This is a genomic window from Janthinobacterium sp. MP5059B (assembly GCF_001758645.1).
Lineage (GTDB): Bacteria > Pseudomonadota > Gammaproteobacteria > Burkholderiales > Burkholderiaceae_D > Janthinobacterium > Janthinobacterium lividum.
The window spans coordinates 1,224,479-1,243,942 of record NZ_LRHX01000006.1; the positions used below are offsets into that span (position 1 = coordinate 1,224,479).

Annotated in this window: 24 protein-coding genes; 14 read left to right on the top strand and 10 right to left on the bottom strand. The window is 63.7% G+C overall.

Annotated features, from left to right (window positions below; genetic code table 11):
- The first annotated feature begins 59 nt into the window (after positions 1 to 59).
- The 4 genes from JAB1_RS10105 to JAB1_RS10120 all read left to right on the top strand — a co-directional run bounded on the left by JAB1_RS10105 (position 60) and on the right by JAB1_RS10120 (position 2,808).
- The gene (locus JAB1_RS10105) at positions 60 to 746 is read left to right on the top strand and encodes a hypothetical protein (protein ID WP_070279715.1); all 687 of its coding nucleotides are present in this window, start codon (positions 60 to 62) and stop codon (positions 744 to 746) included.
- Between the two features lie 25 nt (positions 747 to 771).
- On the top strand, positions 772 to 1,104 hold the full coding sequence (locus JAB1_RS10110; RefSeq protein ID WP_034785897.1) for a hypothetical protein: 333 nt from the start codon (positions 772 to 774) through the stop codon (positions 1,102 to 1,104).
- Between the two features lie 170 nt (positions 1,105 to 1,274).
- A complete protein-coding gene (locus JAB1_RS10115; RefSeq protein ID WP_139144511.1) occupies positions 1,275 to 1,856 on the top strand; it encodes a hypothetical protein in 582 nt (193 codons plus the stop codon).
- Positions 1,857 to 1,944: 88 nt separating this feature from the next.
- Positions 1,945 to 2,808: an alpha/beta hydrolase-fold protein gene (locus JAB1_RS10120; protein WP_083299655.1), complete on the top strand. Its 864-nt coding sequence runs from the start codon at positions 1,945 to 1,947 to the stop codon at positions 2,806 to 2,808.
- Between the two features lie 9 nt (positions 2,809 to 2,817).
- Here JAB1_RS10120 and JAB1_RS10125 read toward each other — a convergent pair whose 3' ends face one another.
- Positions 2,818 to 3,711, bottom strand: a complete 894-nt coding sequence (locus JAB1_RS10125; RefSeq protein WP_070279719.1) for a LysR substrate-binding domain-containing protein — start codon at positions 3,709 to 3,711, stop codon at positions 2,818 to 2,820.
- A 172-nt stretch (positions 3,712 to 3,883) separates the two neighbouring features.
- On the opposite strand from JAB1_RS10125, the gene JAB1_RS10130 reads away from it, so the two are divergent.
- The 7 genes from JAB1_RS10130 to JAB1_RS10160 all read left to right on the top strand — a co-directional run bounded on the left by JAB1_RS10130 (position 3,884) and on the right by JAB1_RS10160 (position 7,434).
- The gene (locus JAB1_RS10130; protein ID WP_034785902.1) at positions 3,884 to 4,504 is read left to right on the top strand and encodes a LysE family transporter; all 621 of its coding nucleotides are present in this window, start codon (positions 3,884 to 3,886) and stop codon (positions 4,502 to 4,504) included.
- 76 nt (positions 4,505 to 4,580) lie between these two features.
- Positions 4,581 to 5,435 carry an undecaprenyl-diphosphate phosphatase gene (locus tag JAB1_RS10135; RefSeq protein ID WP_070279721.1) on the top strand — a complete coding sequence of 285 codons (855 nt, stop codon included), beginning with the start codon at positions 4,581 to 4,583 and terminating at the stop codon, positions 5,433 to 5,435.
- A gap of 54 nt (positions 5,436 to 5,489) precedes the next feature.
- Complete coding sequence (gene mntP, locus JAB1_RS10140) at positions 5,490 to 6,062, top strand: manganese efflux pump MntP (RefSeq protein WP_070279722.1); 573 nt, start codon at positions 5,490 to 5,492, stop codon at positions 6,060 to 6,062.
- A gap of 127 nt (positions 6,063 to 6,189) precedes the next feature.
- On the top strand, positions 6,190 to 6,396 hold the full coding sequence (locus JAB1_RS10145) for a DUF2158 domain-containing protein (protein ID WP_070279724.1): 207 nt from the start codon (positions 6,190 to 6,192) through the stop codon (positions 6,394 to 6,396).
- Positions 6,397 to 6,472: 76 nt separating this feature from the next.
- The gene (locus JAB1_RS10150) at positions 6,473 to 6,679 is read left to right on the top strand and encodes a hypothetical protein (RefSeq protein WP_070259409.1); all 207 of its coding nucleotides are present in this window, start codon (positions 6,473 to 6,475) and stop codon (positions 6,677 to 6,679) included.
- A complete protein-coding gene (locus tag JAB1_RS10155; RefSeq protein WP_139144512.1) occupies positions 6,676 to 7,116 on the top strand; it encodes a hypothetical protein in 441 nt (146 codons plus the stop codon). The genes JAB1_RS10150 and JAB1_RS10155 overlap by 4 nt, the downstream gene beginning before the upstream one ends.
- 72 nt (positions 7,117 to 7,188) lie before the next feature.
- Complete coding sequence (locus tag JAB1_RS10160) at positions 7,189 to 7,434, top strand: hypothetical protein (protein WP_070279726.1); 246 nt, start codon at positions 7,189 to 7,191, stop codon at positions 7,432 to 7,434.
- 13 nt (positions 7,435 to 7,447) lie between these two features.
- Here the strand turns inward: JAB1_RS10160 and JAB1_RS10165 are convergent, their stop codons facing one another.
- Positions 7,448 to 7,669 (bottom strand): hypothetical protein, encoded by a 222-nt coding sequence (locus JAB1_RS10165; protein WP_070279728.1) that lies wholly within the window; start codon positions 7,667 to 7,669, stop codon positions 7,448 to 7,450.
- Positions 7,670 to 7,813: 144 nt separating this feature from the next.
- Between JAB1_RS10165 and JAB1_RS10170 the strand changes: the two genes are divergently transcribed.
- Positions 7,814 to 8,530, top strand: a complete 717-nt coding sequence (locus JAB1_RS10170; RefSeq protein WP_071653325.1) for an SOS response-associated peptidase family protein — start codon at positions 7,814 to 7,816, stop codon at positions 8,528 to 8,530.
- Here the strand turns inward: JAB1_RS10170 and JAB1_RS10175 are convergent.
- From JAB1_RS10175 to queE, 8 genes are all read right to left on the bottom strand, one after another.
- Entirely contained in the window at positions 8,527 to 9,705 is a 1,179-nt protein-coding gene (locus JAB1_RS10175; RefSeq protein ID WP_070279732.1) for a DUF418 domain-containing protein, read from the bottom strand. The two genes, JAB1_RS10170 and JAB1_RS10175, sit on opposite strands and share 4 nt — an antisense overlap.
- A gap of 5 nt (positions 9,706 to 9,710) precedes the next feature.
- On the bottom strand, positions 9,711 to 10,628 hold the full coding sequence (ldcA, locus tag JAB1_RS10180; RefSeq protein WP_070279734.1) for a muramoyltetrapeptide carboxypeptidase: 918 nt from the start codon (positions 10,626 to 10,628) through the stop codon (positions 9,711 to 9,713).
- A gap of 37 nt (positions 10,629 to 10,665) precedes the next feature.
- Positions 10,666 to 11,583 (bottom strand): alpha/beta hydrolase, encoded by a 918-nt coding sequence (locus tag JAB1_RS10185; RefSeq protein ID WP_070279737.1) that lies wholly within the window; start codon positions 11,581 to 11,583, stop codon positions 10,666 to 10,668.
- Between the two features lie 150 nt (positions 11,584 to 11,733).
- Positions 11,734 to 12,915 (bottom strand): ChuX/HutX family heme-like substrate-binding protein, encoded by a 1,182-nt coding sequence (locus JAB1_RS10190; protein ID WP_070279739.1) that lies wholly within the window; start codon positions 12,913 to 12,915, stop codon positions 11,734 to 11,736.
- A gap of 61 nt (positions 12,916 to 12,976) precedes the next feature.
- Positions 12,977 to 15,340 carry a TonB-dependent hemoglobin/transferrin/lactoferrin family receptor gene (locus JAB1_RS10195; protein ID WP_070279741.1) on the bottom strand — a complete coding sequence of 788 codons (2,364 nt, stop codon included), beginning with the start codon at positions 15,338 to 15,340 and terminating at the stop codon, positions 12,977 to 12,979.
- Between the two features lie 232 nt (positions 15,341 to 15,572).
- A complete protein-coding gene (tadA, locus tag JAB1_RS10200) occupies positions 15,573 to 16,082 on the bottom strand; it encodes a tRNA adenosine(34) deaminase TadA (protein WP_034785918.1) in 510 nt (169 codons plus the stop codon).
- A complete protein-coding gene (gene queD, locus JAB1_RS10205; RefSeq protein WP_034785919.1) occupies positions 16,075 to 16,521 on the bottom strand; it encodes a 6-carboxytetrahydropterin synthase QueD in 447 nt (148 codons plus the stop codon). Before queD ends, tadA begins: the two co-directional genes overlap by 8 nt.
- A 9-nt stretch (positions 16,522 to 16,530) precedes the next feature.
- Positions 16,531 to 17,166 carry a 7-carboxy-7-deazaguanine synthase gene (gene queE, locus JAB1_RS10210; RefSeq protein ID WP_034785949.1) on the bottom strand — a complete coding sequence of 212 codons (636 nt, stop codon included), beginning with the start codon at positions 17,164 to 17,166 and terminating at the stop codon, positions 16,531 to 16,533.
- A 286-nt stretch (positions 17,167 to 17,452) separates the two neighbouring features.
- Between queE and JAB1_RS10215 the strand changes: the two genes are divergently transcribed.
- Together JAB1_RS10215 and JAB1_RS10220 are read left to right on the top strand one after the other, a co-directional pair.
- Positions 17,453 to 18,358 (top strand): sensor histidine kinase, encoded by a 906-nt coding sequence (locus JAB1_RS10215; RefSeq protein ID WP_083299656.1) that lies wholly within the window; start codon positions 17,453 to 17,455, stop codon positions 18,356 to 18,358.
- 88 nt (positions 18,359 to 18,446) lie between these two features.
- Complete coding sequence (locus tag JAB1_RS10220) at positions 18,447 to 19,445, top strand: diguanylate cyclase (protein WP_070279743.1); 999 nt, start codon at positions 18,447 to 18,449, stop codon at positions 19,443 to 19,445.
- Positions 19,446 to 19,464: the final 19 nt, after the last annotated feature.

The window sequence follows — 19,464 nt, forward strand, 5'->3', positions numbered from 1 at the left end:
GCGCCGAAAATGCCACAAGGCATCTTTTGGCGCCTGACATTGAATCGTGGAGAAAATACATGCACCAAACACAACAAACATCGCGCATCGCCGTGCTCGCGACCGCCTTTGCCGCCACCATGGTGCTGGCCCAGCCCGCCATCGCCGCCGACGCCGTGGAACTGGCCCCGCTCGATGCGGCCAACCTGTACATCAAGACCATCATCAACCAGGATGAAGCCAGCGTCGCCAAGCTCAACGCCTACCTGCGTCCCACCCGCCTGGCCGGCCACCAGAGCGCCGAATACGCGTCGTACAGCGACATGAAGGAAGCGGACGCCAAATTCCCAACGGAAACGGGCAAGCTGATCGCCGACCTGTTCCCTGCCGCCATGCGCACGGCCGTGACCCCGGCAGCCGAATTGCTGGCGGCGAACGTCATCGCCGCCAAGAAGGGCGCCGCCTGCCAGGCCACCAAGGCGGACCCTGTAACGGTGGAAAACGGCATACAGACGGCGGCCGTCAGTTTCGAATGCCAGATCGTCAAGGTACCGCTGGCATGGGCACCTGCCGCCCAGCAACTGGCGAAGAGCGGCTGCAAGGTCGAGCAATGCAAGGCCGGCCTGCAAAAGATCGCTGCGACCTACACCAGCTCGTCGAAACAGACCTGGCGCGCCGTGTTTGCCGTCAGCCGCGAAAAGAACTCGGAAGCCTGGCGCAACGATTTCGCGCGTGAAACCTTCGATGAAATCTGGGAATATCTGTAATCCTTCACGGATTGATAAACTGCCGATGGATAAGCCCAAACTGACACCAGTCGCCCAGCCCGCAGGCCTGGCATTGCTGCACCTGCTCGCCCCTGAGCATGTGGAGGTCACGCTGGGCGCGCAAGTGCTGGCGCTGGATTTGCCCGCCCTGCACGGCAAGCAATTGCTGGCGCTGCTGCGCCGGCTGCGTGCCGCGCAATCCAACCAGCAGGATTATGCTGGCGCCAGCGTCGAGCAAGCCGAACAGCTGTTTGGCGCCGCCATCGCCGCCGTCAAGACGGAGCTGGCCACGCGCCCGCACATCCCCAACAAGCTGGAAGCGAAGGCCTTGCGCCAGGCGGCGGCAAAAAAGCGTTAATCGAGGCGCAAGCCGGCCTCCAGCACTGCCATCCCGTGCGCGCTGGCACGCCGGCGCCCTTCTATAATGGGAAGCTCTCTTGTTTCCGCTATTGAAAGACGCCCATGCCCACACGATTTTCCCGCCACGTATTGAACTGCGCTATTCTCGCTTTCTCAGGCTTGGCCGCCATGCAAGCGGCCCAGGCCCAACCTCAGCCGACAGGCCCCATCGACGCGCGCGCCGTGTGGCAGGAACGCTCGCTGTCGGCTTGCCGCAGCGAACAATCGACCTCCGCGCCCGACGTGTGCCTGCTGCGCACCATGCAGCGCTCCGGTGCCCGCCCGCAAGCCATCGCCGCCGCCAGGATGCTGGTGAAAGCGAACAATGCCGGCTTCATTTCCGCCTGGCGTCCGCTGGGCAAGGCGGCCCTGGCCACCGTCACCTATCCGTTTCGCGCCAACACGAATGAAGGCACCTTGCTGATCGGCAGCGATGGCGCAGCCATCGATGTCGACGAGAACTCCGTGCGCGAGGAAGACCGCGCCACACCGGCCTGGCGCGCGTTTGCCGCCGCCCATCCAGACTCTGTGCCGTTTGCGCCCGCCGACTTCGTCGGCAGCACGGCCACCAGCGATGGCGGCCAGAGCGTGCTGTTTTCCACGCCCCTGATCACCTGCCACGCCTGCGCCGAGGATGGCGCCCTGCTGGTTGCCTACACGATCGACAAGGCGGGAATCGTGCGCGAGCGCAAGCTATTGACGATCAAGTAATGCTGCACCAAAGATAAGATAGAATTGCTTGATGGCATGTCTATACGAGTACATGCCATCGATCCAAACTTACTTATTACAGGAAAACATGCGCCGCTCTTGCCTTGCACTACACCTCACCGCAGCCCTGCTGCTGTCCAGCCCCTTCCACCTCGCCACTGCCGCGCCCGCCGCTACCGCTTCCTCCAGCGCGGCCACGCCGCTCGCCATCGGCGAAAGTTTCAACATCGATTCACAGGCGCTGAAAGAAAAACGCCACATCAATGTGTACATGGCGCGCGCCTGGGATACGCCGCCCGACGCACCGCTGCCCGTGCTGTACATGCCGGACGGCGGCGTGGCCGAAGACTTTTTGCACGTGGCCGGCTTGCTGCAAGTGTCGGTAGCGAATGGCACGATGCGCCCCTTCATGCTGGTCGGCATGCAAAACACGCAACGCCGGCGCGATTTGACGGGCCCGACGGAGAATGCGGAAGACCGCAAGATCGCCCCCGTGGTGGGCGGCGCGGCCGCCTACCGGACCTTCATCCGCGATGAACTGATGCCGGAAATCAAGCGCCGCTACCGCACGACGGGGGAAACGGCCATCGTCGGCGAATCGCTGGGGGGGCTGTTCGTGGTGGAAACGTATCTGCTGGAACCGCAACTGTTCGACCATTACCTGGCCTTCGACCCCAGCCTGTGGTGGAATCGTGGCGCCCTGCCGCGCCAGGCGGCAGCCCTGCTGGCGAAAGGCGCGCCAGGCAAGCACAGCCTCTACATGGCGTCCAGCAGCGAAGCGGGCATCGCCATCGAAGTGCAGCGCCTGGCCGACGTGCTGCAAAAACAGGCGCCGCCCGGCTTGCAATGGCACCTGGAAAAGATGCCGGAAGAAACACATGGCACGATCTATCACCCGGCAGCCCTGAAGGCTTTCCGCAGCGTCTTCAAGCCGGCCACGCCGCCGCAATAAGGGGGACGGCTACGGCGCCGGCAGCGCCTGCCCCATCTGCTCGCGCAGCCAGCGCAGCAAGGTGGTGCGGCGCGCATCGCCATCGAATGGCAGCGGCGACAGCAGGAAATAGGCGCTGCCGTCGCGCCGGAACCCGAAGGGCGCGACCAGGCGTCCGCTGTCGAGGTCTTCGCGCGCCATGAAGACAGAGCCGATGGCCACGCCGAGGCCGGCGCAAGCCGCTTGCAGGCTCAGATAGAAGTGCTCGTAAGTCTGGCTGTCGCCCTGGCCGCCGCCGTCAGCGTCGGCGTCCTTGACGGCGGCGCGCCAGTGGGCCCAGGCAGCCGGGCGCGACGCCGTGTGCAGCAGGCGCTGCGCGGACAGGTCCAGCCGGCCTTGCCCCAGCAGGGCCGGCGCGCACACGGGCGCAATCCATTCATCGCACACCTTTTCCGCATGCAAGCCCGCATCCCACAGAAAATCGTTGCGGCGCAGCGCCACGTCCACCGCGTCGCGCTGGAACGCCACCGGCCCACCCGAGGCGAACAGGTGCAGCGGCACCTCGGGATGCCGCTGGTAAAAGTCGCCGAGGCGCGGTATCAGCCACTTCATCGCGATCGTCGGCTCGCACGACACCACCAGCGGCCCCTGGCGAACCGGCTGGCGCACGGCTTCGAGGGCAGCGTCGAGCCGCTCGAATGCTTGCTGGACGGCATCGCGCAGCTGCGCGCCCGCAGGCAGGAGGAACACGCCGCGGTTGCGGCGTTCGAACAGGGGCGTGCCCAGCGACGTTTCCAGCAGGCGGATTTGCCGGCTGACGGCCCCGTGCGTGACGTGCAGCTCCGCGGCCGCCTGGACGAAACTGCCCAGCCTCGCCGCAGCCTCGAAGAACCGCAAGGTGCCGAGCGCCGACTGCCTAGTCATAATCTGTCACTTTTTCTCACACATATCCGCAAGATATCATCGTTTTTCATGGAAGGCCATTATAGGGATAATTTGTCTTCCGGCAGCCCGCATGCGCGCCACGCCCTCGCCGCACAGGCGAGAAATAGTCACCGATGGCCGTGCGGGCGCCACCACTGTCCAAGGAAGACACATGATTGCATTGCTTGCCGTTGCCCTGATTACCCTGCTCGCATCCATCGTCCCCGGCCCCGATTTCGCGATGGTCACGCGCAACAGCTATCTGCATGGCCGCCGTGCCGGCCTGCTGGCCGCGCTTGGCATCGCGCTGGGCGTGCAAGTGCACGTGTTCTATACGATGTTTGGCGTAGCGCTGCTCATCGCCGGTTCGCCTGCGCTATTTACGGCGATCAAGCTGGCTGGCGCCCTCTACCTGGCCGTGATCGGCTGGAAAACCTGGGCCAACCGCGCCGGACTCGTCATCGACCTGCATGGCGGCGCCAGCGTGCCACGGCGTCAAATCCTGCTCAACGGCTTTCTGACCAATGCCCTGAACCCGAAAACGACCCTGTTTGTCATCAGCACCTATACCCAGGTGGTGCAGCCCGGCACGTCATTGACAGTCCAGTTCGGCTACGGGCTGTGCATGTCCGCCATCCACCTGGCCTGGTTCGCCCTGGTGGCCGTCTTTTTTTCGCAAGCGCGCTTTCGCATGCGCATGGTCAGCCACCAGCGGACCATCGACCGGCTGATCGGCGCGGTCCTGATGGCGCTGGGCGTCGCGCTCGCCTGCGCCAACATGGACAAACTGTAATCTGGCGCGGGACGTGCCCGCCACATCTGGCGGGTAAAATCGGCGGCCCTGCTTTTCCCGCCCGAGTTAGATACCCATGAGCTTCTTGCAATTATTAATCCTTTCCATCGTCCAGGGCTTCGCCGAGCTGCTGCCCGTGTCCAGCTCGGCCCACGTCATCATGGCGGAAAAATGGATGGGCCTGGACCCGACATCGCCGGAGCTGACCATGCTGCTGGTCATGTTGCACACGGGCACCATGTTCGCCGTCATCGTGTATTTCTGGAAATCCTGGCGCGCCACCTACTTCAGTTCGGCCACCGCCTTCCGCAGCAACGTCCTGCTGCTGGCGGCCGCCACGGCCCTGACGGGCATCGTCGGCTTTGGCTTGCTGAAGGGCATTACGCACGTCATGAGCAAGGATGCGCCCGGTTTTGAAATCGAACACCTGTTCGGCAACGCGAAACTGATGGCCGCCGCGCTGGCCGCCGCCGGCGTGCTGATCATTGTGTCGTCGCGCCAGCAAGCACGCCAGCATGGCACCTTGTCCATCGGCAAGGCGATGGCGATCGGCGCCGTGCAGGGCCTGTGCCTGCCTTTCCGCGGCTTTTCCCGCTCAGGCGCCACGATTTCCGCCGGCATCGCCATGGGCGTGCCGCAGCGCCGCGCCGAGGAATTCAGCTTTGCCCTGGCCGTCGTGCTGACGCCGGCCGTGCTGGTCAAGGAAGGCTGTCGCTTCTACCAGGCCGTGGCAAATGGCAGCCTGGACCATCTGGAACACGGCAACAGCCTGCTGCACTTGCTTGGCCCCAGCCTGCTGGGCATGCTGCTGTCGTTCCTGGCCGGCTTGCTGGCCCTGCGCTGGCTGTCGCGCTGGCTGGAACAGGGCCGCTGGCATTTCTTTGGCGCGTATTGCCTGCTGGCCTCCTTAGTGGTGCTGTACGTAGGGTAAAATCGCCGGGTTTCCAGCTATACACATCCCAGCCAGTTTTACTGAAAGCCAACGATGAATTTCGCCGCCACCGCCGCCCTCTCGCTTGCCATGTCCACCGATGCCTTCGCGGCGGCCGTGGGCAAAGGCGCCGCCCTGCACAAGCCGCAATGGCGCGAGGCGCTGCGCACGGGCCTGATCTTTGGCGTCATCGAAGCCATCACGCCCATCATCGGCTGGGCCCTGGGCAGCGTGGCCGCGCCGTACGTGGAAGCATGGGACCACTGGATCGCCTTCAGCCTGCTGGGTATCATCGGCTTGCTGATGATACGCAATGCCCTCAGCGATAGCGATGAGGAAGAAGAGCCAGCGCAGTCGCACTCGTTCTGGGTGCTGGCCGTCACCGGCCTGGCCACCAGCATCGACGCCATGGTGGTGGGTGCAGGCTTGGCCTTGCTGGGCGCCAACATCGTCGTGACGGCCGCCGCCATCGGTTTTTCCACCTTCGTCATGGTGACCTTGGGCGTGATGCTGGGCCGCGTGCTGGGCACGGTGGCGGGCCGGCGCGCCGAACTGGTGGGCGGCCTGGTGCTGATCGTCATCGGCTGCGTGATCCTGTACGAGCATATCGGCCATCCGGCAGCCTGAACCCCGGCACGCCGGCCCCGCCTTCCTTCTCGATAGCCGCAGACGGCCTGCCTGGCGGGCGCGCCGCGCACTGTTGCTGGCGTATAATGACGGGAATCAACTTAGCTCCTGCAGCCTGAAAGCAGCGATGATGCAATCGACTAAGCAATTCAAGGAAGGCGATACCGTACGCGTCAAATGTGGCGGTCCGGCAATGACGGTACTGTGCGTCGATGGCGATTACTTCACGGGCGAAGAAAACCGTACGGCTGTCTTTTGCGTGTACGAAAAAGACCAGTTCCTGTTCGAGCAAGCCTATCCCGAGTGTGCGCTCGACATCCTCGGCGACGCCTGACGGCAAGCGGCGCAGCCGGCGCCCCGCTTTGTGCTACATTCAATGTTCTGCATTCCTGTCTAGCAAGGTGACCATCATGGAAACTCTTGAGCTGCTTTTTGCCTCGCTGGTGCGCGAAACGGCCGAATCGATACGCGACCACCACGTTCCTTTTGCCATCAAACACGACGAGCGCGCCTATTTCGAGTGGATGGATGGGCATCCGATCAATGGCTATATCCAGGAAGCGTATCGGGAGATCGAGGAAACAGCCCAGCAGATCCGCGCCATTCGCGCTGGATGATGACGCTTGCGGCAAGCGTCGATACGGTCGTTAAGCTATGCAGTGAACGTATTGACTTAGATCAAACACTCAGCTGTTCCAATCGAATTGATAGCCCAAAGCCGGGACAATCAGGTCTGGAGGCGGGAGACATGGATCAGGAACAAAAACACCAGATCAGGGGCTATGAATTTCATGTTGCGGGGGCGCTGGAGAAGGATGGGCGTTACCGGGGCATGATTTTGATTAGCAAGCGTGGCGATACGCAGCAGGTGTACGCCAAGCCCGTGCTGATCGAAACGCCAAGCAGTTTCAAGTCCGTGCATGCGGCCTTGATCGAGGCATCGGCGTATGCCCAGGAACTCATCTATAACGGCGCCATCAAGGCACTGCTGCCGGCCGATGCGCCGCTCGCCGAAAAACAGGCGCCGCAGCCGCCGGATTTCGTCGGCAATTGACGCTGGCAAGCCGATCCGGGCACCTTGGGGACGCGTATAATGACGCGCTTTCCCGGATAAAAACTCAACACCATGGAATTTGTGAATTTACCGCTGGTCTTCCTGGTCGGCTGCGCGCTGATCGCTTTGCTGGCCAAGAAGAATGGCTACTCGTGGTACCTGTTTTTCTTCGCGATTGCCGTGCCCGCGCCCCTGTTGCTGCTGGCCTTGCCCCATGTGCTGGGCGTGGAAACCGCTTCGCTGACCGCCGTACGGCTGGGTACCGTCCTGTTCTTCCCCGTGGCCGGCTTGCTGCTGGCCCTGCGGAGAAAGAGCTGACCGGCAAGTTGCCTCAACCTGCCTGCACGCCATCGGCCAGGCGCCAGCCGACGGACAGCGCCAGTTGCTGCGCCTCTTTTTCGTTGCTGCAATCGTCGTAATCGCAGGTGTCCGCATACGCGCCGCATGCCTGGTTCTGGCTGACATACGAGCCGACCCAGCGGCCATCGCGGCGCTGGCTGGCCGTGGCGCTGATAATAAAACCTTTGTGGGTAGTGGGATTTTCAAACGACATAGTTCCTCCGGTGCAAGAAGCGTCAGGAAGCTGACTGGTCTCCACTGTGCGCCACCTGCCGCCCGCAGTCTGTACGTTTGACCACACACAGAAAGCACGCGCGCGCCTGCCTCGCGGCGCCGGGCAATCGGGTATGATTTCAGCATGTGTGGACGACTCGATCAAAATGACACGGCGCCCGTGCTGGCGTCATCCTTCGGCTGGACCGACGCGGTGTTCGACAGCGAGGCCGAGCCGCACCTGAACGTGTCGCCCGGCACTTACCGGCCCGTGCTGCATATCCAGGATGGCGTCCACAGGGTCGATGACGTCTTCTGGGGCTACCGCCCCGCCTGGGCCGCGCAAGCCGTGCCCGCCCCCGGCAAGAAAAAAATCCCCATCGCCATCAATGCCCGTCTGGAAAAACTCGCTGGCGCCTACTGGAAGCCCTTGCTACGCGCGGGGCGCGGTATCGTCAGCGTTTCCGGCTGGTATGAATGGACGGGAGAGAAAGGCAGCAAGCAACCGTGGCACATCCACCGCAAGGACCGCGCGCCCCTGTTCCTGCTGGCGCTGGCCCAGTTCGGGCCATACAAGCATAACCGCGAGGAAGCGGGCTTCGTGCTGGTGACGGCCGACAGCATGGGCGGCATGGTCGATATCCACGACCGCCGCCCCGTCGCCGTCAGCCTGGAAGACGCGCACCGCTGGCTCGACCCCGCCTTGACGCCGGAGCAGGCGCTGCATTTGGCGCGCACCTGCATGCTGGATGTAGATCTGTTTGAATGGCATGCCGTCGATAATCCGCTGGTGCCGTCTGCCAAACCCAAGCCGCCACCGCCGGCTGCGGCGCAGAGCGCGTTTGACTGGGGAACGGATTAAGGCAATCGCGCCAGCCGTCGCCATAGCGCTTCCATCGGCCCCTGGCGAAAATGCCGCAGCCAGTAACGGCTCAGCAGCACCTGCCCCGCCATGATCAACACCGCCAGGCCCAGCATCTCGGCCGGGCGCAGTGTCGCCCCCCAGCCCAGACCCGGCCCCTGCAGCAGCCAGGTGCCGATCAAGGATTGCAGCAGATAATTGCTCAGCGCCATGCGGCCCACGGGCGCCAGCCATGCGCCCAGCCAGCGCAGCATGAAAGGACCGGCCAGCATCAGCGCGGCCACATAGCCGGCCGCCAGCACGGGGCCGCCGGCAAACAGGCCCACTTCGAACAGGGCCGTGTCAAACACGGTTTGATACGGGTCGGCCACTTGCCAGGCGACAGCGCCCGCCGCCAGCAGGTTGAATGGCAAGCCCACGCCCAGCCCCACGGCGCGCACGCGGCGCCACAAGCGCTGATGGCGCTGCGGCTGCGTCAGCCAGCCACAACGCACGGACAAGATGCCCAGCAAGAACAACACGATGATATGCGGCAGCATGACGGCGGCGTACAGCAAGGAGACGAGGAAATCGTTGGCGCGCAGCTTGGCGACGGCCCACGCACCGCCTTGCGTGTAGATGGCGTAACGCTCCGCAAAACTGTGCAGGTCGCGCGCGATGTCCGGTGCGCCGCCCTGCTGGCCCACGGGAATGAGCAGGCACATGAACAGCAAAAAGCCGGCCGCCACCAGCCAGGCGCGGTTGCGCACGCGGCTGAGCCGGGCTGATGCCAGGGGCAGGATCAGCATGCCGGCGACGGCATACGAGGTCAGCACGTCGCCACTCCAGATGAGGAAACCGTGCAACAGGCCGAATGCCAGCAGCCAGCGCAGCCGGCGCCGATAAGCCGCTCGCGCCTGCTCCCAGCTACCCAGCTGGCGTTGCAGGGAGCGTGTCTGCAAGGCAAAACCGGCGCCAAACAAAAAGGCAAAGATGGGATAGAACTTGAATTGCGCCAGCGCCGCCACCAAAAAAATGACGAGCTGGTCCAGCACGGGGGGCTGCGCCGGCAAGGTGCCGTAGCGCAAGGAAATCGTGCCCCAGGCAAAGCCCCATATATTCACCAGCAAGATGCCGAACACGGCAAGGCCGCGCAGCACATCGAGCTGCAGCAACCTGCCGGGCCTGGCGGACATGGAGTTCAGGGGCGCGCCAGGGTGGGGTAATCGGTCACCCGCAGGCTGAAGCCGGACGCATCCGATTGCAGGCTCGCCTGGCCGCCGAACGGCAAGGTGACCCGGCGGCGGATGTGGCCAAACTCGAGCCCCGTCAGCACGGGTACGGGCAGGCGCTGGCGCACGTAAGCCAGCATGGCGTCGAAATCGTAGCCGTTATCCATGGGACTGAGTTTATACGCGGAAAAATCGCCGAGCACCACGGCTTGCTGGCGGCCAATCACGCCCGCGTGCAGCAGTTGCAGCAGCATGCGTTCGACCCGGTACGGGTGTTCGTTGACGTCTTCCAGGAACAGGATGCCGCCGTCGATTTCCGGGAAATATGGCGTACCGAGCAGATGCACGAGCATGGCCAGGTTGCCGCCCCACAGCTTGCCTTTCAGCTCGACCTGCGGATTGCCCGTTGCCGTGCCCGTGACCGTGTGCGTGGGGCCGGCCAGGCACGACCACAGCTGATCGAGCGTAAATTGCTCGGGCTCGTCGCGGATGAAATCGTCGCAGATCATGGGACCGGCAAAGCTGGCGCGGCCCGTTTTCGCCATCAAGCCCATGTGGAAGGCCGTAAAATCGCTGTAGCCGACAAACAGCTTGCCGCTGTCCGCCATGAGGTCGAAATCGATGTCGGGCAGGATGCGGCTGATGCCGTAGCTGCCGCGCAAGGCGATCACCACCTGCACGGCAGGATCGGCCGCGGCGGCATGGAGCTGCGCCAGGCGGCCCGCATCCGTGCCGCCGAAGCGCTGGAATCTATGTTCGTGATCGTAGTAATTGTGGACGGTGGCGCCTTGCGCCTGCAAGCGGGCGATACCGCGTGCCAAGGCCGCCTCGTCGGGCGCATAACCGCCCGGCGCGACGATGGCGATGCCAATCTCAGGTGTCTTCAAAATATGCCCGGCTAGTCAAGGGGTGGGCGCGCCTGGCTCAAGCTGGCTGGGAGCGCATCTGGGGCGCCATCTTACCTTGCAGATGCACATCGATCAAGGCGAGCAGGCGCTCGATCAGCTGGGGCGGCATGTCGTGTCCCATGCCTTCGATGACTTCCAGCCGGGCGCCCGGGATCAGCGCCGCCGTATCGATGCCGCAGGCGACGGGAATCAGGGGGTCGGCCGCGCCATGGATCACCAGCGCCGGACAGCTGATGCTCGGCAACAAGGCCGTGCGTTCGCCCGATGCGGCGATGGCCACCATTTGCCGCGCCACGCCTTCCGGGCAACTGCCACGCTGCAGCGCCGCCTCGATGCGCTGGTACAGCAGTTTTTCCGAGACAGGATAGGCGGGACTGCCGATGACGCGCACGGTGGCGGCCATGTGCGCCATCAGTTCGGCGCGGCTGGCGTTGCGTTTCGGGCGTTGCAATAAAGCGTTGCGCGCGGCCCGCGTGGGGCCGGGCAAGCCGCGCCGGCCGCTGCTCGACATGATGGACGTCAAACTGAGCACCTGCTGCGGCGCGCGCGCCGCCATCACTTGCGCGATCATGCCGCCCATCGACACGCCGATCACATGCGCCTGGGCAATGCGCAAGGCCGCCAGCAAGCCCAGCGCGTCTTCCGCCATGTCATTGAGGGTGTAGGAAGTTTTCAGGGGCCAGCCGACCAGGTTTTTCACATAGGCCAGCCGCAGATAGGGTTTGCCCGCCAGCGCCATCTTGCTCGACAGGCCGCTGTCGCGGTTGTCGAAACGCAAGACGCGAAACCCTTGCTCGACGATGCCTTCGACGAAGTCCGCCGGCCAGGCAATCAATTGCATGCCCAGGCCCATGACCAGCAGCACGCACGGATCGTTGGGGTCGCCGTGGCTCTCATAAGCTATGTTCAGGCCGTTCGCCATGATGGTTGCCATGATTGCCTCTCTTCCAGGAACCAGCACGCAGGCACGATCGCTGCGGCCTTGTAATCAGCATACCACTATTGTGCTTCAGACATGAGACCGGCACGCGGCACTCAGCTGAAGTGTTGCCGCGCCGGTACGGCGCGCGGCAACGGTGACGAATCAACGGTGCTTGCTTTTACTTTGGCTTTTTAGGCAAGGAATCGGCCAGTCGACCCAGCTTTGCGGCTTGCGGTTTTTTGCCCCGTTTTCGCGCACGCCGAAGAAGGAGACCACTTGCGTGCCTTCCTTGTCGAAGAACTCGACGGAAGTGACGCCGCCGCGCTTGACGACCCAGCCGCTGCGCAGGGCCGTGTCGCGGATGTGCAGGTTGAAGTCCGGGTCCAGCACGTTGAAGAAGCCGCCGGCGGCCATGGTTTTCTCGATCTTGCCACTGTAGATCTGCGTCAAGCCTTCGTTGCCCAGGAACACCATGATGGCGACCTTGTCCTTCGCCGCGTTTTCCAGCAGGGTGCGCAGCGCTTCGGGCGTCACGCGCTCGACCACGCCGGCCGGCGCCAGGCGCAGGGCCTGTTCGCGCGACAGGTGGAACTCACGCATGATTTGCGCAAACTGGTGCACATCCGTCATGTCTTTCCAGGCCAGCTGGAATTCCTTGACATCGATCTCGGCATCCGGCTTTTCCGCCGCTTTCGGCGCCACGGCCAGCACGTTCAGCTCCGCGCTTTGCTGCGGCAGGCGGAACGTCGCCACCAATTTATCGTAGACAGCCACGCCCGGCTCGTTGCGCAGGTAGATCTTGTGCACGGCCGTGCCGTTGGCGTCAAAAAACTGCAGGCTGCGCGTCGGCTTGCCATCGCGGCCCGCCTGTTCCACGGCAAATGCGTATTTCCAGTTTTCAAAGTGGAAACGCAGATCGATCTGGCCGCCCAGGTAGCCGCCAGCGATATTGCGCTGGCGCGCTTCCGTTTCCGGATCCTGCTTGGCGTCGGCCTGTTCCGACTTGTCGCCCGCCTGCTTGAATTTGCTGGCAACGCCCGTCGTTTCGATCACGCCGTTTTCATTGCGCGTGATGGCTTGCACGATGCCCAGATCCAGCGCGGCGCGCATGATTTCGCGCGGCTGGTTGCCGTCGGCCTGCAGGCGCGTGACGCCCTTGCCGATGTTGGTTGCCAGCAATTGCGCTTCGGACACGCCCAGCGCGCGCGCCGCGTCGCGGATCTGCAGCTTCGGCTGCTCCGTGCGCAAGGTGGACCAGCGTTCCGCCAAAGTGGCTGGGGCCGCGTATGCGTTTGCGATCAGCAGGCTGCCTAGCAGGGATAGAACGAGTTTGGATAACTTCATAGAGAGACCATTCAATCAAACATGGAAAAAAAGAGGGGCAAGCACCCCTCCCCGGTAAAAATCAATAGTTGATGCTGAGGCTGGCGGCGACGTTGCGGCCCGGTTTGGCGTAGCGCTCGATCTCCGCGCGGCTGGCCACCGTGGTGCCGGCGGACAGGCTGCGCGCAGCGGCGTAATCCCAGTACTTGCGGTCCGTCAAGTTGTACACGCCGACGATGATCTTGGCGTTCTTGTGCACGTTCCAGTAGGTCGACAGGTCGAAGATGGTGTACGACGGCACCTTGAAACGCGGCGCGGTCGTGCCCATCAACAGGTCGTTCGGCGCCTGTTTCTCGCCTGCATGCAGGGCCGTCAGCTCCAGGCCGAACAGCTGGTTCGCATGGTCGTAACCGAAGGTCAGCGCCGTCTTGGGCGGCGCCACCGAAGCCAGGCCGCCGCTCTGGCCCGTCTGGGTATTGAAGGAGCGGCCCTTGGCCACGCCCGTGGCCAGGTCGACGCGGTAGCCCTGCATGGCAGGCGACCAGGCACCCAGCTCCGCGCGCAAGCTCAGCTCGCCACCCCAGGTGCGGGCATCGCCGATGTTTTCCGGACGGAACAGACCCTGCACGATGGTGGGGAAATTGACCGGATCGTCTTCCTGCGCCACATACTCGATCATGTTCTTGTATTCCGTCTGGTAGACGGAGGCGTGCATGCTCAAGCCCTTGACGATGTCGCCCTTCAAGCCCAGCTCGTAGGCCTGGCTGGTTTCCTTGCGCAGATTCGCATTGCCCAGCACGGCATAACCGGTGCCCGTGCCCGTATAGCTGAAGGAGTCATAGGTGCCTGTGCGCTCGGCCGCCGTCGGCAGGCGCGTGCCGCGCGTGACGGTGGCATAGGCATTCATTTGCGGCAGCACTTCCACGGACAGGCTCAGGCTCGGCGTGAAATAGGTATCGCTTTCCTTGCGCACTTCCTTGGCGGCATTGGGCACGGCGATCACATAGTTTTGTAGGTTTTTCGGTTCCAGCTTGCGGTAGTCGGCGCGCAGGCCCGGCGTCAGCACGGCTTTCTTGCCGCCCAGGTTAAAACTGAGGTCGTCGCGCACGTACAGGGCCAGCTTGGTGCTGTCCATGTCGGCCATGCGGTTCTTGCGCGTGATCTGGTGCACGCCCGTGGCGATGATGGTGCGGTCTTCCACCCATGGACGGCGAGATTTGCTCTGCTCCAGCTGCACGCCGTACAGCAGCGCATTGTCGGCATTGACTTGCTTGAACGCTTCCGACGTCAGGCCGATGCTGTCATTCTTGAAGCTGGTATCGATGGTGCGCTGCGACGGACTGCCGAAGGTGTAGCGGCCTTGCGTCTGGTCATCGATTTTCGCATTCTGCAGATACACCTTCGACGTCAGGCGGTCGAACAGGGCGAAGTCTTTCAGTGCCACATCGTGGCCCAGGCTGACGCGCGTACGCTTGGTGGTGGAATCCTGCTGCACGCCCGTCGGATAATACGTGCTGACCTTGTTGCGCAGATCGCGCTTGTTCTTGCGCTCGAACATGTCGACCGTCAAGTCCAGCTTTTGTTCGCCCGGCAAGGCCCACACCAGCTTGGACAGCAAGGCGTTCGAATGCCAGTCGTCCGGATTGACGGGGGCGCTGCCGCGGCTGTCCGTCTGCTCGCCATCGCGGTGCACATACACGGCCAGGCCTTGCAGATTGGCGCCGATCTTGGCGGCACCCGTCAAGGTATGCGCATTGCTGCGGTCGGCCGTGGCGCGGCCGTATTTATACGCCACATAATGGTCCACGCCTGCGCCCAGGTAATCCTCAGGCGACTTGGTGATGAAGGCCACGCTGCCGCCCAGGCCAGGATTGGCGCCGCTGGCGGCCGTCGTGCCCGAATCGATGCGCACTTCGCGGAAAGTTTCAGGATCGAAATAGTCACGCCCCGTGCCGAAGGCGTTCAAGGTGGTGCCGTCCGGCTTCGGTGCCGCATCCGGCAGGGAAATGCCATCCACGTCCAGGCTGACCCGGTTGCCTTCCATGCCGCGGATGTTATAGCCCGTGTTGCCCGAACCATCCCACACGCTGCCGGCGCCCGATGCCGCCATTGGCGTGCTGATCAGCGGCTGGTAGCGCACGATGCCGGCCATGTCCGTCACGTTGCGGCGCTCCAGGTCGTCGCTGCGGATCACCGTCTTGGTGCCGGCGCGGCGCTCGTAGTCCTGCTTGGCATTGACGACGATTTCCGGGAAGACAGGCAGCTTGGCCGGTTCCTGGGCGGCCGTGCCCGCGTTGATGGCGGCCGTTTGGGCCACGGCAGGCAGCAGCGGCGCTGCAAACAGGCCCAGCAAGGCGGCGCGCAGCACCAGGTTATGGCGGCGGGCCGGCAGGCAAGATGAAGATACAACGGGCGCAGCGAAGCGCTGCAGAGGCACAGTAGTCATGATGATCCGGTCTAAGAGTAAAGGCTGGCTCTTGAACCCGGATCGATAACGATGCGCAAGGGAAGTTTGCTGGCGAAAACAATACTGTAACACGAATCATTCTCATTTGAGAATGGCGAAGTGGTCTAGACAGATGTTATTTCGCAACAGTTATAAAAATGCCAGCCTCGGTGGCTGGCAAGGAGGGCTGGCTGGGCAAGGCCATGGCGGCCCTGCCCTGTCAGGACTGGTGTCAGGCCTGCGGATTGGCCAGCTTGCGCGCTTCCGCCTGCGCGCGGCGGCGCTCGGCAAAGAAGCGCTTGAGGAAAGCGCCGCACTCGTCGGCCAGCACGCCGCCTTCGATGGCCGTCTGGTGGTTGAGTGCCGGCTGCTCGAACAGGTTCAGCACGGAACCGCAGGCGCCCGTCTTCGGATCGCCCGCGCCATACACGACGCGCGCCAGGCGCGCATGCAGCATGGCGCCCGAGCACATCACGCACGGTTCCAGGGTCACGTACAGTTCGCAGCCGGGCAAGCGGTAGTTGCCCAGCTTGTCGGCGGCCGCGCGCAAGGCCATGACTTCCGCGTGCGCCGTGGGGTCGTGGCGGCCGATGGGCTGGTTGTAGCCCACGGCGATGACTTCCCCATCCTTGACGACGACGGCGCCGACCGGCACCTCGCCCAGATCCCACGCGTGCTGGGCCTGCTCGAGGGCCAGCCGCATGTAGCGCGCATCCTGCGCGCTAGCGTGCGTTTCAGTCATCGGTCACTTCTGCCCAGCAATTCGGCGTTTCATGCAGCACCAGCTTATGCAGGTGCAAGCCCGTGCCGAAATGGTCGGTAAACGCCGCCTTCAGTATCTCGAAGGCGATGCGCGCCAGGTTTTCCACGGTGGGAATGCGGTCGATGACGACGGTTTTATGGTCGGGCAGGCTGGCCAGGAAGTCGCGCACGGCCGTATCTTTTTCATACACGAGGAAGGCATGGTCCCAGACATCGACCAGGTGCTGCTTGGCCAGGGTTTTCACGTCGGAAAAATCCATGATCATGCCATTGTCGGAATTACCTTCCGCTTCGATGACCTGGCCGACCAGGGTGATTTCCACCGTGTAGCGGTGGCCATGCAGGTTGCGGCACTGGCTTTTGTGGTCGGGAATGCGGTGGCCCGCGTCGAATTCGAGCTTGCGTGTGATAGTCAGCATATTATTTGATTAAGGTATTTGCAGGAGTTTATGGGTTTGCAGGCTCAGCTTCCACTTCGGGTTGCTTTTGCACGTCTCGATGGCCAGCTTCATGTTGTGCGCGGCCAGGGGGCCGTCCATCGCTTGCACGAAGAAGTTCTCGAAGTCCAGTTGTTCGTAGGCGGCCAGGTCTTGCTGGAACTGGGGAATGACCACCTTGATTTCATTACCCTTGTGCACCACCAGGGTGGAGCCCATCTTCGGGCTGACGCAGATCCAGTCCACGCCGGCCGGCACGGGCAAGGTGCCGTTGGTTTCGATGGCGATGGTAAAGCCCACCGCATGCATGGCGTCGATCAGGGCCGTGTCCAGTTGCAGCAGCGGTTCGCCGCCCGTAAACACCACGTATTTGCTCGGCGCGTAGCTGGCCGGCCACAGGCTGTCGATCAGCGCGGCCAGTTCCTGCGGCGTCTTGAACTTGCCGCCCAGTTCGCCATCGGTGCCGACGAAATCCGTGTCGCAGAACTGGCACACGGCCGTGGCGCGGTCGCTTTCGCGGCCCGTCCACAGGTTGCAGCCGGAAAAGCGGCAAAACACGGCTGGACGGCCCGCATGCGCGCCTTCGCCCTGCAGGGTGTAAAAAATCTCTTTGATGCTATAAGTCACTGTATTTCCTAAGAGCTGGCTGGCGTCATCGCGCAGGGCGAACGCATCGAGGCCGGCGCACTGCGCCGTCACCGCAAAAGCCGATTGACAACCCTCTATTATATGCCGCCACGACACTTCCCGTGCAAATGCCGTGCCTGCCACCTGCCGCCGCGGCATCCAGGGGGCAAGAAAGCCACACAGGCAGGCATAACGACGCAGCTTTTGCGTTTAGACAATATAAATAGCCCCAAGTTAATATATTTTCTGTAAGAGCATTGCCTGATGGAAAACATTTTTGGGGAGCATGGACATGCTGCAACGCTGGATACGTCCGCCGTACCGCCTGAGCATTCTGGCCTGCCTGGCGGCCGCTGCACTCGCTTCCCTGCACGCCGGCCATGCCGCCGGGCCGATGCTGCAGGCTGACGCAGCATCCCCTTCGATGCTGGCCTGCGCCGTCCTGCTCGGTGCGCTGGCGCTGCTGCTGTGGCGCCTGCGCCGCCTGGCACTGCGCCTGCAGGCGCTGGAACAGCTGCGCGCGGAAGCCGAACAGGCGCGCCTGGCGGGCGAGCAGAACAAGGCGCGCGAACAGGAGCGCCTGCGCATCGGGCGCGACATCCACGACGACCTGGGCCAGCATCTGCTGACCCTGAAAATCGACCTGGCCATGCTGCAGACCAGCACGCATGACGCGGCGCCCTTGCTGGCGCGCCAACTGGCCATGATGGCGCGCAATGTCGACCTGAGCATCGCGGCGCTGCGCTGCGTCATCCACGACCTGCGCCCGCCCGCCCTCGACGCGGGCCTGCAAGCGGCGTGCGACGGCTTGCTGGCGGACTTCAAGCGCACCACGGGCATCGATTGCAGCTGCGATTACCGGCTCGACGCCGCCGCCGGCAGCGCGCATGGCGCCCTGCTCTACCACGCGCTGCAGGAAGCGCTGGCGAACATCGCCCGCCATGCGCGCGCCACGCATGTCCAGCTATGCCTGCAGCAAACGGGTGCCACCCTGGCATGCCGCATCAGCGATGACGGCGTCGGGCTGTCGGGCTCACCGCCGCGCCTCGGTTGCGGCCTGTCCGGCATGCATGAGCGCGTGGCCGCCGCCGGCGGCAGCCTGCACATCGAAAGCCACAGCGGCGCCGGCACCACCTTGCGCGTGTCGCTGCCCCTGCCAGGCTGCCACGATGAGGCGACGCTCCATCGGTGAAAATATTGCTCAATATCAACACCATCGACTCTCCACATTGCATCATGGCCAGCGAGCCAGCCCCATTCACCCCGAGAAGGATGCTTACATGCCGGATAGCCATGCACATGCCAGCGCATCGCCCTGCGATGCAGCCCAGGGTTTCGCCGTCAAGATGATGGAATTGCTGGTGGTGCCCACCTTTGTCCTCGACGCGCATGGCCAGGTGATGATCTGGAACCGCGCCTGCGAGCAGTTGACGGGCGTGCCGGCGGCCGAAGTGCTGCGCACGCGCGAACCGGGCCGCTGCTTCTACAACGACGAGCGCCCCACCCTGGCCGACCTGCTGCTGGCCGGGCGCGGCGGCGACATGCGCGCCCTGCACGCGCAACAGCAATACCGCAGCAGCACGGGCAGCAATCTGTGCGCGGAAAACTGGTGCGACATGCCCCGCACGGGACGGCGCCGCTACCTGGCCGTCGATGCCAGCCCCATCTATGGCAATCACGGTGAACTGATCGCCGTCGTCGAAACCCTGCGCGACATGACGGATGAAAAACGCGCGCATGTGGAGCTGGAACGCCTGGCCACGCGCGACGGCCTGACGGGCCTGGCCAACCGGCGCTGCTTCGACGACACCATCCTTGCCGAATGGCAGCGCGCCCAGCGGCAAGGCCAGCCCCTGTCGCTGCTGATGGTCGATGTCGACAATTTCAAGGAATACAACGACAGCCACGGCCACCAGGGCGGCGACCTGTGCCTGCGCAAGGTGGCCGGCGCCGTGGCCAGCGAAATGCGCACGAACGACCTGGTGGCCCGCTATGGCGGCGAGGAATTTTCCGTCATCCTGCCGAACCAGTCGCTCAAGGGCGCGGCCATCGTGGCCGAACGCATCCGCCAGCGCGTGGAGCGGCTGCAACTGCCGCGCAAGCGCGCCGATGGTGCCAGTGCCTGCGCCTGCGTCACCGTCAGCATCGGCGCCGCCACGGCCCTGCCCGGCCCCGGCACGGAACTGGGGCAGCTGATCCACACGGCCGACTGCGCCCTGTACCGCGCCAAGCACCTGGGCCGCAACCGCATCAGCCTGCCGGAAACGACGCTCACCTAGGCAACACGGAAGCACGACC

Bases quoted from the DNA above. Each gene is read 5' to 3' on its own strand.
- JAB1_RS10105 (WP_070279715.1), top strand. From the start codon at position 60: ATGCACCAAACACAACAAACATCGCGCATCGCCGTGCTCGCGACCGCC.
- JAB1_RS10110 (WP_034785897.1), top strand. From the start codon at position 772: ATGGATAAGCCCAAACTGACACCAGTCGCCCAGCCCGCAGGCCTGGCA.
- JAB1_RS10115 (WP_139144511.1), top strand. From the start codon at position 1,275: ATGCAAGCGGCCCAGGCCCAACCTCAGCCGACAGGCCCCATCGACGCG.
- JAB1_RS10120 (WP_083299655.1), top strand. From the start codon at position 1,945: ATGCGCCGCTCTTGCCTTGCACTACACCTCACCGCAGCCCTGCTGCTG.
- JAB1_RS10125 (WP_070279719.1), bottom strand. From the start codon at position 3,711: ATGACTAGGCAGTCGGCGCTCGGCACCTTGCGGTTCTTCGAGGCTGCG.
- JAB1_RS10130 (WP_034785902.1), top strand. From the start codon at position 3,884: ATGATTGCATTGCTTGCCGTTGCCCTGATTACCCTGCTCGCATCCATC.
- JAB1_RS10135 (WP_070279721.1), top strand. From the start codon at position 4,581: ATGAGCTTCTTGCAATTATTAATCCTTTCCATCGTCCAGGGCTTCGCC.
- mntP (WP_070279722.1), top strand. From the start codon at position 5,490: ATGAATTTCGCCGCCACCGCCGCCCTCTCGCTTGCCATGTCCACCGAT.
- JAB1_RS10145 (WP_070279724.1), top strand. From the start codon at position 6,190: ATGATGCAATCGACTAAGCAATTCAAGGAAGGCGATACCGTACGCGTC.
- JAB1_RS10150 (WP_070259409.1), top strand. From the start codon at position 6,473: ATGGAAACTCTTGAGCTGCTTTTTGCCTCGCTGGTGCGCGAAACGGCC.
- JAB1_RS10155 (WP_139144512.1), top strand. From the start codon at position 6,676: ATGATGACGCTTGCGGCAAGCGTCGATACGGTCGTTAAGCTATGCAGT.
- JAB1_RS10160 (WP_070279726.1), top strand. From the start codon at position 7,189: ATGGAATTTGTGAATTTACCGCTGGTCTTCCTGGTCGGCTGCGCGCTG.
- JAB1_RS10165 (WP_070279728.1), bottom strand. From the start codon at position 7,669: ATGTCGTTTGAAAATCCCACTACCCACAAAGGTTTTATTATCAGCGCC.
- JAB1_RS10170 (WP_071653325.1), top strand. From the start codon at position 7,814: ATGTGTGGACGACTCGATCAAAATGACACGGCGCCCGTGCTGGCGTCA.
- JAB1_RS10175 (WP_070279732.1), bottom strand. From the start codon at position 9,705: ATGTCCGCCAGGCCCGGCAGGTTGCTGCAGCTCGATGTGCTGCGCGGC.
- JAB1_RS10185 (WP_070279737.1), bottom strand. From the start codon at position 11,583: ATGGCAACCATCATGGCGAACGGCCTGAACATAGCTTATGAGAGCCAC.
- JAB1_RS10190 (WP_070279739.1), bottom strand. From the start codon at position 12,915: ATGAAGTTATCCAAACTCGTTCTATCCCTGCTAGGCAGCCTGCTGATC.
- JAB1_RS10195 (WP_070279741.1), bottom strand. From the start codon at position 15,340: ATGACTACTGTGCCTCTGCAGCGCTTCGCTGCGCCCGTTGTATCTTCA.
- tadA (WP_034785918.1), bottom strand. From the start codon at position 16,082: ATGACTGAAACGCACGCTAGCGCGCAGGATGCGCGCTACATGCGGCTG.
- queD (WP_034785919.1), bottom strand. From the start codon at position 16,521: ATGCTGACTATCACACGCAAGCTCGAATTCGACGCGGGCCACCGCATT.
- JAB1_RS10215 (WP_083299656.1), top strand. From the start codon at position 17,453: ATGGACATGCTGCAACGCTGGATACGTCCGCCGTACCGCCTGAGCATT.
- JAB1_RS10220 (WP_070279743.1), top strand. From the start codon at position 18,447: ATGCCGGATAGCCATGCACATGCCAGCGCATCGCCCTGCGATGCAGCC.